Origin of the sequence: Lyngbya aestuarii BL J, assembly GCF_000478195.2 — a bacterium.
Lineage (GTDB): Bacteria > Cyanobacteriota > Cyanobacteriia > Cyanobacteriales > Microcoleaceae > Capilliphycus > Capilliphycus aestuarii.
The window spans coordinates 11948-26264 of the sequence record NZ_AUZM01000039.1; the positions used below are offsets into that span (position 1 = coordinate 11948).

The window sequence follows — 14317 nt, forward strand, 5'->3', positions numbered from 1 at the left end:
CAGAGATGAATAGCGATCCACGTCAAGATTTAATCACCGCTTCTCGCCAATTTTATCAACTGGGTTGGATGGCGGGAACTGCCGGAAATTTGTCCGCTAGAGTCGATGATGGCAGTTTTTGGATTACCGCAAGTGGCAAACAAAAAGGTAAGTTAACCGAAGAGGATTTTGTGCGCGTTTCTCTGCAAGGAGAAGTGATGGAAAATCCAAATTTAGGCAACCGTCCATCGGCGGAAACGAGTATTCATCAAGCGGTTTATTCGCTGTTTCCCGATACAAAAGCTTGTTATCATGTTCATTCTGTAGAAGCCAAACTTGTGACGAACTTTACCGAAGGCGATCACTTAAATTTACCTCCGATAGAAATGTTAAAAGGGTTGGGGGTTTGGGAGGAACATCCGAAAGTGGTGATGCCTGTATTTAAGAATCATTTAGATGTCTCTAAAATAGCAAAAGAAATTAGCACTCGCTTTCAACAATCAAAACCCAATGTTCCGGCGTTATTGATTAAAAATCATGGGGTTACGGTTTGGGCAAATTCGGCCTTTGATGCGGAAAATTATATCGAGTTGACTGAATATATCTTCCGTTATATTGTGGCAGCGCGTCAAGTTGGAGTTTCCCACTAATCTCAATTTGCTCCTAAAATAAACTGCTCTAGCCCTGAAACCTGACTAAAGCAGCGCAACTATCTCAATGGAATTCAATGCTACTCACCCTGTTGTCAAAGATTTAACAATAGATTGTGAGCCGTCTATATAGTAGCACCTAGTTTGAGATCTGGCTATCTCTTTAGACAAATCTAAGAAATGATGTTTGATTAGAGTTTATTCGGGTTTATTCCTGACTCTCGCAATTGAGCGTCTAATTCCTCAGTTTTTGAAATAATTACAACTATTAATTTAGTTAACTACCATTGTAAGGTATATCCCGCGAGCGCGATTCTTAAACAAGTTGGACAGCGTTTAGTTTCTTAAGAAGATACTTTTTGCTCTTTGAAAATGAATGCAAAAGTTACTTAGCAAAAAAAAGCAAAAAATCTTAAAAGATAGTTAATCAAACCCCAGTGATCAGTAATTTAGGATTTTATTTGCCATACCCAGTTTTTTAAAGTAATCTAAGCCTAAAAAGAGGGAATAAACGTCTTTAATTTTTTCGGGTTCCATTTGGGTTACCTGATCACTATCTAAGCTTGACATGACATCCAGCCAATGGTTGAGAGTGTTTAAATTAACACGTTCTCCAATTAACAAAATCTAAATTTCATTACGACAGGTAAATGATCAGAAGCGATAACATCTGTAATAACCTGCCATTTTATCGCTTGAATTCGATTTGAATTGTAGAAAATATAATCAATAGTTTGACGGGGTTTATCAGAAGGATAAGTCGCATTTTCGGGATAATTTAGCGTTTCTGGGGGAAAAGCAGACTCAATTCCCGGTGTATTGAGAAATAGATTAACAGTCGGTTCTAGATTCATTTCTGAAGGCGGTTCGCTGTTAAATTCACCAATTAAAAGAACTGGATATTTGTCAGCAAAACTGAGAAAGAGTTCTAAGACAAATCGAGATTGTTTTAGGCGAGTAGGTTGATCAAATGCTTCTAAATGAACATTAATTAAAATCAGAGTATGGTTCCCAATTTTAACCCGGCTAACCTGGGCGAGTCTATCCAAATAAAACGGCTTTTCATAAAACGGCTTATTAGCAACTCGTTCTAATACAATGCGTTCATTTAACTCAATCGGATATCGACTCAAAACTGCTTGTCCTGACAACATTTTACCAAAATGTGTAGAAATAGGAAAGAGGGGAAACGGAACATAATTATTATCCCAATTAATCGCCGTTGCTTGTACCGGAAACTGTAACGCAGTTGCTAAGGCTTGAACTTGATTAACATCATAGGAACGTTGAGAAGCAAAATCTACTTCTTGCAAGGCAATAAAATCAGCATTGAACGGTTTTAAAGCTGTAATTGCTAGTTCTAAGTTTTCATCGAATAACACTTTTTTTCGTTTGACTGCGTGATTATTCGTTAAACCGGAAAGATAACCAATATTATAAGTAATGACGGTGTAGGTTTCTTTTGGTTTGCGTTGCAGTGGGAGGTCAGACGTTAAAATTTTAGCATATTTTGCTTGGGAATAACTCGGTGAACTTGCCCATAAATAGAACGAAAAAAGACTAATATAAAAACCGGAAAAAATCAGCAACAACAGCGTCATTAAATCCACCAGTGTTGTGAAGGGCAATTCATGGAAATGGTTATAAAGTTGGAGTATCACTTGAGGTAAATTGAGTAAAAAATAATCGTAAAATCGATAATCCGAGAACAATTAAAAACAAAATTAACCCAATCGTACAAGCATAACCAATTTCTAAATTTTGAAATGCTTGTTCATAGAGATAATAGACAATTGTTTTAGAACTATTTAGCGGGCCACCCTGAGTCATAATATAGACTTCTTCAAATACTTTTGTGGCTGAAATCGCCGAAATAACCGCCACTAACACAATATAAGGACGCATCAAGGGAAGGGTAATATCCCAGTGTTTTCGCCAACCCTCAGACCCCTCTAAACTCGCTGCTTCATATAATTCTGCGGGAATAGATTGTAATCCAGCTAAATAAATAACCATATAATATCCTAACCCTTTCCAAATCGTGACCGCCATCACACTAAATAAGGCTAAATTGGGACTGGTTAACCAGGGAATTGTGGGTAATTTTGAATCCGGGAGAACAAAAGATAAACTATATTGGAGGAGTTGATTGAGTAAACCTGTTTCTGAATATAACCATTTCCATGCTAATCCCGCTACAACCATTGAAATCACAACGGGAACATAATAAGCAGTTCTAAACCAACGAATTCCCCAAATTTTTTGATTGACTAAAATCGCCAATCCTAACGGAAAAATCGCTAAAATTGGTACAACAAAAATAATATAAATAAATGTATTTTGTAACGTTTTCCAAAAAACTTCATCACTCCACAACCGTTGAAAGTTTTTAAACCCTATCCATTGCGGAGGTTGCAACAAATCATAACTAAATAAACTCAAATAAAACGCTTGTAATGCAGGCCAAAATACAGTTAAGCCCAAAACAAACAGGGCGGGAAATAAAAACAAATATGGCGTAAATCTTGGGTCTATTTTTAGCTTCATCGATTTCGATAAAAACAATCTTGAACTATAACATAAAAATGTACAAACGTAAATTCATATTCTTTAAAAAGAATCCAGAAAAAACACTAAAACACAAAAAACTAAATTTCTAAGTGTCTTAGTGTCCTATCCTCTCGTCTTCTCTCTACTGAAACTTAATGTTGATCATCAGGTTTAACACTCGAAAATAAACCCATCCAATCCCCCGGTTTCTGACCATTTTGTTCGGCTTTGACCTCAAACGTAACGTTACAAGCTTGAGATTCATTTAATGCTTGAATACAAAGTTCAGCAATATCCTCTCGACTGACCTGACCTTTGATTGTATCCCCTTGTTCAAAGGTTAATGCTTTACCTCCCGCTTCTTCTGTTAACGCACAAGGTCGAATAATTGTGTAAGGAATTCCACTGGAACGAATCACATCTTCTCCTTTGAGTTTCCAGGTTAAAATTCCCCCTAATTGATCATTCATACGCACTGCTGGCGGTTCTTCTTCTAGGTTTAATCCGGGTTTTCCGGGGCGAGTGACTCCGGCTGAACTAATCTGAATAAACCGAGGAGATTTTTCACCCCCATAGGCTTTAATCGTTTCAATTTGCAGTTGAAAATTTCCGGGGGAAAACTTAGGATTGAGTGCTTTATCATATTCAAATTTACTCAGCATTAATTGAATAGAATAAACCGTACTGGGATCAAAGGGATCACCGTCTTTAACGGTTTTTGCCCGAAATACCGGAATTAATTGATCAAACGGAATCCGAATCGTTACCGGAATATTATATACCGTATCAAACGAGTAACAGTAAGCAATACTATCCCATTTGGGATCATTCCGCAGAATAAATTTATAGCGCTTTCCATCTCCTTTAATCCGCATCTCAATTCCTTGATAACCCGACAAATTCAGGGGCGGATCAAAATTGCGAGTTCGTACCGAAGCAAATCCCCCAGAATTCGCCGTTGAAACATTTCCAGTAAATAAAGCCGTATTCTCAATTAAGCGAATCGAACTTTCACTCACACCCCCCATAACCACATCATCCAATGCACCCCAAGTTTCTTTTAAATCTTCGGTTGGTTTGCTAAAATCGAAGATGAGTTTTTCACCACTATTTTTGAGGTAAGGAAAGGCAGCATTGATTAAATTTTGCATTCCTTCATATTCAACCTTTTCCGGTACATCTACCACTTCCGGCATATAAAATTTAATGCCTTGGTAGTATTTTTCTCGGGTGGGAGTATCCCCTTCAACGGGTTGAACTTTGGTTCCCGTACAACAAATAATCGCCGTTACATCTTTCATTACTGCGGGAGTTAATGTTTCGGGAATGGTAATGTCAGCTTCGATCATTTCTACCGTATTTCCGAGAATTGTTTTCGCTTTTTTTGCATCTCGAACTAACGCCCGAACATTTATCCCCCGTTGCTGTAACCGCTTCACCACTCGTTTTCCCACGCCTCCAGTCGCGCCTGCAACTAATACAACTTCTGGCTTGGGTTTAGGTTTGTTTTTCTTGTTACCGAATAGCTCCTGAATCCAGCTTATACTTCCTATAAAGGGAACCACACCAAAGTAACCTAAGGTTTTTAAAAGCCGTCCTGCATCCCAATTTGCTTTTGTTTGTTCTGACATTTGGATTACCCTGCCTCTTGTGTTAATTCTACTGTCTTCCATATTAAGATACGTTACAAACTGACGGTTGAGAGATGGCCGGTGGTGATCCAGTCAAGATGGTCATTTCTGGGAACCTTCGCCCTTCTCATACCTGAGACTGAGTTACGCCAGGAGACTGTCACAGATTCCAAGTATTTGTGTTACGGTAAATCGGTGTAGATCTCACAGGAGTCCTATGGAAACAATAGATTGGGAAAATGTGATTGTCGGTGGACTAGCGATTGTCATTTTTATTGGCGGAATGTTGATGATGTTAACCAATATTTGGACAAGTGGTTTAAACAAAGACAAATAAGCCGAAGTGTTTACTTCATTTAGTCGGAACTCAATCTAAATATCTGTAAGTAACATCTGTAAACTCTTTCAGCGAGAACCACAAAATGCTAGATTTGAATACAATTGCAGAGTTTTCTCGTGCGAATTGTGGGACAATTTGTGCGTTTCTAGTTCCGGCTAATGTGCTGGCGACGTTGCAAACTCTCATTTTTACGGGCGCGAAATATTCTCCCGTTAGATTACGATTAATGGTGGGATTTGCGAGTTTTTATGCCGTGTTAATGATATTACACGTCTACACTTGGTTTAATGTTGGGATCGTAATGATGCCCACCTATATTTTGCTCTCTTTAGGTAGCCTTTGTTTGGCGATGAATGCTTGGGCAATCGTTCATCCAAGCAGTCTATTGAGTCTGATTGAGATTGTAATGGTTACTGTAACCAATTGGCGTAAACGGTGGTTTCAAAAATCATTTGATCCACAATCGCTGAAGGGTTAAAATCAAAGCAATTAACACAGCCACCGATAAATTTTTGCTCAAAATTTTAACAGAAAAGGTGGCTTAATTTTTAATCATTTTTCATCTAAATTGAGTCTGGATTTTCCAAAATACAGATTCTAAGCGCTACCGTCACCAACGGACACCTATCAAAGATGCAGAAAGTCTTATGATTTTAGATACAGTGATTCGTGTAAGATATAAAGTCGCCAAGCTACTTACCACGGTCTGAAATTGTGAAGCTGTTTGTTTATCACACTCCCGAACTTACCCCCACGGATATGCCTGAATGCGCCATTGTCGTCGATGTGCTGCGGGCAACAACCACTATCGCCACTGCACTCAACGCCGGGGCTGAAGCGGTGCAAGTTTTTAGCGATGTTCAAGAATTGATGGAAGTCAGCGAAAAATGGCCGGCTGACAAACGAGTAAGAATTGGGGAACGAGGCGGGAATAAGGTTGAAGGCTGCGACTTGGGCAATTCTCCCCTGAATGTCACCTCTGATATTGTCGAGGGAAAACGGTTATTTATGACGACTACCAACGGAACTCGGGCTTTACAACGGGTTCAAACTGCGCCTGTGGTGATTACTTCTGCTTTGGTGAATCGACGGGCTGTAGTCGAATATTTGATTACGAAAAAGCCGGAAACGGTTTGGATTGTGGGTTCAGGTTGGCAAGGAAGCTATTCTCTAGAGGATACCGTTTGTGCGGGGGCTATTGCCGAGAGTTTTGTCACGGAAATGGGTTATCCTTTAGCCGATGTTGCCGGGAATGATGAAGTTTATGGGGCGATTTCACTGTATTTGCAATGGCAATCTCAACTCTATCAACTGATGAACTGTGCGAGTCACGGTCAACGTTTAGTCGGATTAAAATGCTATGATGACTTGAAATATTGCGCTCAAACCGATACCCTAGATGTTCTACCGATTCAAAGTGAACCCGGGGTTTTGGTAAAGTCGGATCTCCAAACGAAAAAGTTGCAATATTGGATGAACGATTCAAAAACCCAAAGTTGATTATTCAAAGTTGATAGATGTGAACAGCCCCCTAAACGTAATCACAGATTCCATTTTTGCACTCCCCAAACCCAAAAACGATCAACTTGATCAATTTGCTACTCGCATTCATCAAGAACATCAACTTTGCATTCAATCTCCCAAAACTTCCCTCATTCATGCTTGCAATGCAGGAGCGCTGTTACTCAAAGCTCAACCTTTTGTTTCTACTCAAACCTGGGAAAATTGGTTAAAAACTCAGTGTAATCTCACGTTACAAACCGCTCAAATGTATATGCGGATGGCGGGGAAATATCCTCAAGTTCAAGACAATATTGAACGTTCAATTTTATCTCCTCAAAACCCGAGTCAAGCTGATTCACCTCGCTTTTTAACCGAGTCTAAGACTGAATCTCAAGTCGTTGTCAAACCAACTTCATCACCCACTCAACCTCAGTCTAAACCTTCTCCAGAGCAGCTAAAACAGCAACCTAGCCCTGTTTCTTCCCCCAAGGAATCGGTGATCGAATCTATTATTGATGTTGATTTTACCCCGATTTCTGGGAATTCTGAATCTAATTCTGAACCCAATTCTATAGGCGATTTAGTTCGATTTTGTCTTTCTGGAACAGTCGTTCCTAAAGCTCGTCCTCGCGTAACTTCCAATGGAACGTATATGCCCAATCGTTATCGAGAATGGCGAAATCGGGCAGAAATTGAACTCTATCGTCAAATGTCTCAGTTTCACTCAACTCATAAATTCCCCTTGCAAAAAGCCGCAGTCGCCCTTCGTTTCTTTGGCAATCATCGCACTAATTCTGACTTAGATAATATGGCGGGAGCCTGTTTAGATGCCCTAACCTTAAATGGGGCGGGAGTGTTAATGGATGATCGCTTAAGTTGTCTTCCTCGGTTAACCGTTGAATATGTTTCGGGAACCAAAGAAACAGGAGTTTGGATAGAAATTCAGCCCCTTTAATTGTATTTATTTTTATTTTTTGGGATAACATTCCTAGGGTGAACAAGATTGTCTAACCATTTAGAGATTTGTTCGGCTTTATTTAACACGATAAAATGTCCCCCGCCTTCACTCCAAAAGTCAGATTTGAGGAAACGAACCGGGAAAATGCGATCATTCAACCCATGAATATGATATAATTTATCTGGGATAGTCTCGTTTTTCCACATCACAACTTTGTCAATCGCCCACTTAATAAAACCCGCATCCGTATCTTGCAAAATTGCTCTGAGTAACCGACGTTCATCAATCGTTTCTAAACTAAATAACCAAAATAATATCCAATACACCGCCCAAAGTAAGCTTTTAAATGGAAAAATGCGATGAATGGGAAATTGTCTAAAAAATTTAAAATAAGGCGGAATTTCTGACTGATTTGTTGTACTCGAAATCAGGATAACTTTCTCGACTTCAATCTGTTTAGCAATTTCTACCGCAACAATTCCCCCAAAAGAAAGCCCAACCACAATCGGATGATCAGATTTAATTTGAGTGGTTAAACGTTTGGCATAATCTTCTAGAGATTCTCCTTTTTCTGGATCTAACCAATCAATATAAACAGGCTGATATCCTTCAATTTGTAATCGTTTGAACACTCGTCTATCCGCACCCAACCCGCTAATAAAATAGATATCTTTTAACGTTTTTTGAAATTGTTCGACGTTTTCTTTTGGTTTGATTTCGGGAGAGTTTACCATCCTTTTTTGCTCTAAAACAATAATCCACTTTTAATCTGAACTCAGTTCTTTTTAAACTCATCTATAAAAAGACAGAGATCAAAAACTTGGATTGACTTCGCTCTAGATTATAACAAATTTGCTCTGAACCTGTTATCATGCGTTGATTGTGTTCAGAGATTTGAGCATTTCAGATGATGCAACTTTCTATTTTAACAAACTTTCAAGGTGAATTTGCCGCTTTACTTGCCGCTTTTTTTTGGTCGCTGTCTTCAGTGGTTTACAGTCAAGTTGGACAGAAAATTCCGGCGATTGGATTAAACTTAATTAAAGGTATAATTGCGATCGCTTTATTACTGTTAACAGTTGTTTTGCGAGGGAGTCTATTTCCTGATATCGAATTAACGATTATTGGATTATTGCTACTCAGTGGTATCATTGGAATAGCAATCGGAGATAGTGCTTATTTTACCACCTTAAAATGTTTGGGGCCAAGACGAGCCTTATTAATAGAAACCCTAGCCCCGCCCCTGACGGCAATATTAGCGTTTATTTTTCTGCAAGAACGACTTTCGCTTTCGGCTTGGTTGGGGATTATTTTAACGGTTTTGGGAGTCGCTTGGGTGATCACAGAACGAGTTGGAGAAGGGGTCGTTGGTTCAACCCATTTACGACGGGGATTATTATTTGGGTTACTTGCAGAAATCTGTCAGGCAGTCGGAATTCTTTTATCTCACCTCGCCCTCACCCAAACCGAAATTAGCCCGTTATGGAGTACATTATTACGCTTATCGGGTGGAACTGTGGTATTATTATTGTGGCTGTTTGTTAAACGTGAAAATTTTAATTTCGTCTTTAAACCCTTGCAGTCTAAACGCACATTTGCACTGATCGGACTTGCAACATTTTTAGGCACATACTTGGGAATTTGGTTGCAACAAACGGCTTTGAAATTTACGGCTGCGGGTATTGCTCAGGCACTTAATTCCACCAGTCCTCTGTTTGTATTACCCATTGCAGCGAGTCTGGGAGATCGAGTCAGCCTTAGAGCAATTTTCGGGGCAATCATAGCGATCGCAGGGATAGTATTATTATTTCAAGGAGCGTCAAACTAGGAGTCACACAACTCAAACTGAGCCAACTCTCGCGGTAAACGAGACGCATAGGGAACAGCCGCACCTTTGGGGGCTAAAATACCCAAACCAAAGAAACATCCATCTTCGGTGGTACAGTCTGCCATTCGCAAGCTTAACTCATAGTCATCCGTGTAGGGCGGTTCAAAGGTTAGCACCGACAAGACATCTTCTTCGGCGCCGAGTTCCTCTCCAGACAGGTTAGAGATTTTGAGTTGAACATCACTGCAATTTTCATCGCAATACCCCACAAATAGATACTCCACCGACGGATCTAGTTTAACCGTTAGAGGCGCACTAATATTCGGAGGCCCTTTGCGAACAACCGGCCAGAAAATCAACTCATAACCGTCTCTCCCGGCTTCGGCTACCACCTCATTGAGTCTGCAAACGACGGTTTTCTCTTGTTCAGAAAGTTCTCGGGCAAAAGCCGTTCCGAAGAACATTGTCCCGAGTAATAATGTCATTCCCTGCCAAATCAAATGTTTGCGTTTCATCGAAGATCCTCTGGAAAAGGACGGTTATTAGCAAATTTACAATCTGAACTGGAGGATACCATATTCAGTGAACAGTCAACCAGTTACCCGTTATCTAACTCCCCTCGCCTTCTACTCCCCTCGCCTCGCAGGAGAGGGGTTGGGGGAGAGGTTCAATCACACAACCCCTTATCCTCCTCTTTAACAGTAGGATTCTGCAAATAACCTCTCACCCAATCGCAACTACGCTCCATTAACCAGTCCAAGTCTATATTCCAGACTTTGATGGTGCTGTCATAACTGCCAGAAACAATGGTTTTGTTATCGTTGCTGATGCTGACGCTATAGACCGGGTTATTGTGTCCGGTGAGAGTGCGGATTAATTCTCCGGTTTCTCTATTCCAGACTTTGATGGTGTTGTCATGACTGCTAGAAACTATGGTTTTGCTATCGTTGCTGATGCTGACGCTATAGACCAAGCCATTGTGTCCGGTGAGAGTGCGGATTAATTCTCCGGTTTGGAGATTCCAGACTTTGATGGTGCTGTCACCACCGCCAGAAACTATGGTTTTGTTATCGTTGCTGATGCTGACGCTATAGACCGGGCCATTGTGTCCGGTGAGGGCTTGGGATAGACGTTGCTGAGTATTGGTAATCTAACTCGATTTTTCCTCCAATATTAAGGGATGTCCAATGAGTTCAAGACGAATCTCATTAACTCTTTATGTTTTAATGAAACTGTCACCCGAAGTGCAATGTGCGTGTCTATTAGATGTTTCGTTTGGCTCAACATGACAGAGTTCTATTGATTAGTTGATTCGTTCATTTCTAAAATAGATGAAACAACATCCCCGAAGCAAGCGACTGTTTGAAACGCCTGCAAATACTTTGTACTATTCATTTGAGGCTTTGATGGGGTCGTTAAACTTAGGGGAATTCCCCGAACTTTATGATCAGAAAAAAACCTGCTCTCGATAAATCAATCAGGCTTTGGGAGTGTATTTCAAAGATTATTTAGAAGCATTCAACAGTAGATATATTAGAAATAATCTACCGATGTAGTGGTAAATTGATTAGATGAGTTTTTCTGGATGTGGAGTGAAGTGGACTAAGTTGGACAGGTGAAACGTTACCTTTTCGCAATTGTGAGCAGAAATTGAAATATAACATTACAAACACACACTCTCTTTGAGAAAGGATAGATTTACAGTCTTTTTTGATTACTTTCAGGAATTGAACTTTCCCGAGTTGTGGTTATAGAGAGGTCACCACTAATCGGGGACATTAATATGGACTTAAAATTCTATTCTCATAGCATCTTTGCGACTCTGGCGACAACTATCTTAAGTTTGATTGTTGTTCCTGAGATGTCTTTGGCTACTCCTGTAAAAACACCTCTCCTTCAACGAGAATCTTCTCAAGTGAATTTCCGGGGTCAAACCCCCTCGGCGACTGAAGCTGGAGCGGAATATATTGTTTATATGCAAGACAAAAATGACCAAGTTCGGGGTTTGGTTTATATCCAAAATTCTGATATTGGGGCTTGTTTTCAAGGGAATTATCAGTCAGCAACTCGTCAAATTGAAAACCTAACTTATGCTTACCCCGTGATGGGAGATGAAGAAGTAAAGGGTTGGGAAATGAATGTTTCTAATCAGAGTTTAGATGTGGAAGACTATTCTCATACTTTTACGGCGAATCAAATCAGTGAAGGCGCACAAGATTGGTTTAATCACTGTGTGGAATTGTTTAATTAAGGTGTATTTTCGGGTTCGGAAGGTTCTGGGCTTTGAAGCGGTTCAAGACTGGGTTCTGAAAAGGGATTTTCTGTTTCAGGTGAGTTTTGAGTATTAGGTTCAGAACTTTCAGTTTCGGGTACTGTTTCGGAGGGCTGAGAAGGAGTTTCTGTTTCGGCTTGTTCGGGTTCAGCTTGGGGAAGTTCCCACTCCTCTAACGGGCGGTTAATCGCGGAGAGAATCCCTTCTGGAATGACTAATATTGAGAGTTCTTCTTCGGTTTTGGGTGTATTTGTTTGACCATAAACTGAACGACCACTAAAGTCTTTTGTTCCTATCGTTAGCTTATATATTTCTTCGTTTTTGAGTTTAACTTCGACAATTTGTTGAGAATTCTCTAAACCATATTCAGATAATTTTTCTGGGGAAACAGTGAGGCGACGCAAACCTAAACTGGGTTCTTCAGGAATACTTTGATCCGTGACTAATTGATTTAATAAAAAGTCTACAGTTGCTTGATTTGCTAAGACTTGAACAGGTTGAGTGAGTTTCCAGGGAGATTCTTCAGAGTTATCTTCTGTAGAAGTTCGTTCAACGGTTATGGTTTCTTCGGGTGTTTGTACTGTGACTGACTGAACATCATCTCGGGAAAAGGAAAAAATTTGTTTGTCTACAGCTTGAATTTTTTGCTGTTGAGATGTTTGCTGAACCTCAAAAACATAAACATATCCGGCTAAACCGAGCGCAACAAGCATTAAAATCAGAGTAGAACGCTGAAACTTCATGGGATTTTTACAAGATTTAAAATCACTGGGTCATTCTTAAGAGTGACTTGAATGTTCTATTCTATCAAATATTGATGACAATTCAGATAACCATTTAACCGAATTGACAGTTGAGCTAGAATCATCTTGAGAAAATTACGACTGTTTCATTCAGAATTGAGCCACTAATTTAATCTATCTTTAAGAGGTTATAACAATTTGTCAACAAAGGGAAGAAAAATTCTCTAAATATTCCCTGATAGGTTTACACTCATTCCTTAAAGAGCAATATAGCGCTACTTGAATCGGGAACAGGGAACACCGGATCTGGGAACAGTAGACTGGGAAGGGGTTTTAGGATTTAGAAATGACAATCATGTATTCGCGTAGTGCAATACCATTTTTTTTGTGCAATGCTCAACTCTCAGATCAGGATTGATATTATCCGCATTATTGTTCTCTCCCTACTTTACACCAGTGCTGCTAAGTTTGGGCAGATTTTTTCAGTCGTTGGGGGAAGCGTTACTCTTGTTTGGCTTCCTGCGGGTATTGGGTTAGCGGCTTTATTAATTTATGGTTATCGTTTATGGCTGGGTATTTTTTGCGGCGTCGTTCTTGCTAATCTCTTTTTTTCCTTACCTGTTTTGACAATACTGGCGATGGCGACAGGTTCATCACTGGGAGGAGTTGCGGGGGCTTATTTGCTAAAAAAACAACACTTTCACCCCGAACTTAATCGCATCAAAGATGCTTTAAACCTGATTATATACGGAGCAGGTTTCAGCCCTATTATTAGTTCACTCATTGATGTTCCGAGTTTGTGGTTAGCAGGGGTAATGTCCAAGGAAGAACTAGCTTCATTTTGGTTACAGTTTATTATGGGAGATGCAATGGGAATATTAGTAATCACTCCGATTTGTATTACCTGGGCTTCCCTGCGTAACCGCAAGTTATCTTTACAACGCAAAACTGAAGCGATTCTTCTGTTTTCTTCTCTAACTTTGGTTTGTGGAATTGTTTTTAACGGTTGGTTTTTGTCTCAAAGTATCGTTTTACCTGCTTTTCTCGTCTATCCTTTCTTAGTTTGGGCGCCATTGCGGTTTGGGACTCGGGGTGCTTCTACGGCTATTTTTCTCATTTCTGGATTTGCTTTGTTTGGAGTTGCTCATCAGGTAGGCCCTTTCATCTCCCCTTCACTACTGAATACTTTGATTTTACTCTGGTTATTTATTAATGTTGCTGCGATTGTTAGTCTAGTCTTAGCCGCTTCTATTGGTGAACTAACAACAGCTAAACATTACCTCGAACAACTGGCTTTACATGACTCGCTGACTGGACTTGATAATCGTCTATTATTGATGGAAAAATTAGCGGAGAGTTTAGCAACAGTTCATCGTTATAATACTCAAAGTGCGATTATTTATCTAGATCTTGATGGCTTTAAACCTATTAACGATACATTCGGACATGAAGCCGGGGATTTGGTTTTGATCGAAGTTGCAAAACGTCTGATATCTTGTGTCAGGGAAGTCGATACTGTTGCGCGACTGGGGGGTGATGAATTTGTGGTTTTGTTGCACAATCTCAATGAGACTAATACAGTTCAACAAATTGCCGATAGAATTGTCGAGACGATAAATGCTTCTATAAACTTATTTGGCAAAACAGTTAACGTCGGAGTTAGTATGGGAATTGCTTTGATTCCTCAAGATGGAAAATATCCTCACCAACTGCTAAAAAACGCCGATAAAGCCATGTATTTAGCTAAACAACAGGGTAAAAATCAATATCAATTTTTCTCAGATGTGTCATAATTTTTGACCCTAAATTAGATGAAAATTAGATGAAGCGAACATATAATTCCTATCGCTTCAAGTCAGAGAA

At 39.8% G+C, this 14317-nt stretch carries 14 protein-coding genes; 7 read left to right on the forward strand and 7 right to left on the reverse strand.

The window, feature by feature from the left end; translation table 11 throughout:
• Nucleotides 1-5: 5 nt before the first annotated feature.
• On the forward strand, nucleotides 6-629 hold the full coding sequence (mtnB, locus tag M595_RS16515; protein WP_023067508.1) for a methylthioribulose 1-phosphate dehydratase: 624 nt from the start codon (nucleotides 6-8) through the stop codon (nucleotides 627-629).
• Nucleotides 630-1246: 617 nt separating this feature from the next.
• Here the strand turns inward: mtnB and M595_RS16525 are convergent.
• The 3 genes from M595_RS16525 to M595_RS16535 form a co-directional block, all read right to left on the reverse strand.
• The gene (locus M595_RS16525; protein WP_238987089.1) at nucleotides 1247-2290 is read right to left on the reverse strand and encodes an endonuclease/exonuclease/phosphatase family protein; all 1044 of its coding nucleotides are present in this window, start codon (nucleotides 2288-2290) and stop codon (nucleotides 1247-1249) included.
• A complete protein-coding gene (locus M595_RS16530; RefSeq protein WP_040484226.1) occupies nucleotides 2271-3176 on the reverse strand; it encodes a carbohydrate ABC transporter permease in 906 nt (301 codons plus the stop codon). The genes M595_RS16525 and M595_RS16530 overlap by 20 nt, the downstream gene beginning before the upstream one ends.
• 155 nt (nucleotides 3177-3331) lie before the next feature.
• Entirely contained in the window at nucleotides 3332-4810 is a 1479-nt protein-coding gene (locus M595_RS16535; RefSeq protein WP_023067525.1) for a CIA30 family protein, read from the reverse strand.
• A 422-nt stretch (nucleotides 4811-5232) separates the two neighbouring features.
• Between M595_RS16535 and M595_RS16540 the strand changes: the two genes are divergently transcribed.
• From M595_RS16540 to M595_RS16550, 3 genes are all read left to right on the forward strand, one after another.
• Nucleotides 5233-5628: a hypothetical protein gene (locus tag M595_RS16540; RefSeq protein WP_023067500.1), complete on the forward strand. Its 396-nt coding sequence runs from the start codon at nucleotides 5233-5235 to the stop codon at nucleotides 5626-5628.
• A 236-nt stretch (nucleotides 5629-5864) separates the two neighbouring features.
• Nucleotides 5865-6650 carry a 2-phosphosulfolactate phosphatase family protein gene (locus M595_RS16545; protein ID WP_023067502.1) on the forward strand — a complete coding sequence of 262 codons (786 nt, stop codon included), beginning with the start codon at nucleotides 5865-5867 and terminating at the stop codon, nucleotides 6648-6650.
• A 19-nt stretch (nucleotides 6651-6669) separates the two neighbouring features.
• Complete coding sequence (locus M595_RS16550; protein ID WP_023067499.1) at nucleotides 6670-7608, forward strand: RusA family crossover junction endodeoxyribonuclease; 939 nt, start codon at nucleotides 6670-6672, stop codon at nucleotides 7606-7608.
• Here the strand turns inward: M595_RS16550 and M595_RS16555 are convergent.
• Nucleotides 7605-8345, reverse strand: coding sequence for an alpha/beta hydrolase (locus M595_RS16555; protein ID WP_023067506.1), 741 nt, complete (start codon nucleotides 8343-8345; stop codon nucleotides 7605-7607). The two genes, M595_RS16550 and M595_RS16555, sit on opposite strands and share 4 nt — an antisense overlap.
• Nucleotides 8346-8521: 176 nt before the next feature.
• On the opposite strand from M595_RS16555, the gene M595_RS16560 reads away from it, so the two are divergent.
• Entirely contained in the window at nucleotides 8522-9439 is a 918-nt protein-coding gene (locus M595_RS16560) for a DMT family transporter (protein WP_040484227.1), read from the forward strand.
• Here M595_RS16560 and M595_RS16565 read toward each other — a convergent pair.
• Both M595_RS16565 and M595_RS32755 read right to left on the reverse strand, forming a co-directional pair.
• On the reverse strand, nucleotides 9436-9954 hold the full coding sequence (locus M595_RS16565; RefSeq protein ID WP_023067484.1) for a hypothetical protein: 519 nt from the start codon (nucleotides 9952-9954) through the stop codon (nucleotides 9436-9438). The genes M595_RS16560 and M595_RS16565 overlap by 4 nt on opposite strands.
• Nucleotides 9955-10106: 152 nt before the next feature.
• On the reverse strand, nucleotides 10107-10589 hold the full coding sequence (locus M595_RS32755; protein WP_083492834.1) for a WD40 repeat domain-containing protein: 483 nt from the start codon (nucleotides 10587-10589) through the stop codon (nucleotides 10107-10109).
• Nucleotides 10590-11222: 633 nt separating this feature from the next.
• Between M595_RS32755 and M595_RS16570 the strand changes: the two genes are divergently transcribed.
• Complete coding sequence (locus tag M595_RS16570; protein WP_023067514.1) at nucleotides 11223-11690, forward strand: hypothetical protein; 468 nt, start codon at nucleotides 11223-11225, stop codon at nucleotides 11688-11690.
• Here the strand turns inward: M595_RS16570 and M595_RS16575 are convergent.
• Nucleotides 11687-12454: a DUF4340 domain-containing protein gene (locus M595_RS16575; RefSeq protein ID WP_023067503.1), complete on the reverse strand. Its 768-nt coding sequence runs from the start codon at nucleotides 12452-12454 to the stop codon at nucleotides 11687-11689. The two genes, M595_RS16570 and M595_RS16575, sit on opposite strands and share 4 nt — an antisense overlap.
• A gap of 392 nt (nucleotides 12455-12846) precedes the next feature.
• Here M595_RS16575 and M595_RS16580 point away from each other — a divergent pair, with 392 nt between their 5' ends.
• Nucleotides 12847-14247: a diguanylate cyclase domain-containing protein gene (locus M595_RS16580; protein WP_023067470.1), complete on the forward strand. Its 1401-nt coding sequence runs from the start codon at nucleotides 12847-12849 to the stop codon at nucleotides 14245-14247.
• Nucleotides 14248-14317 lie beyond the last annotated feature (70 nt).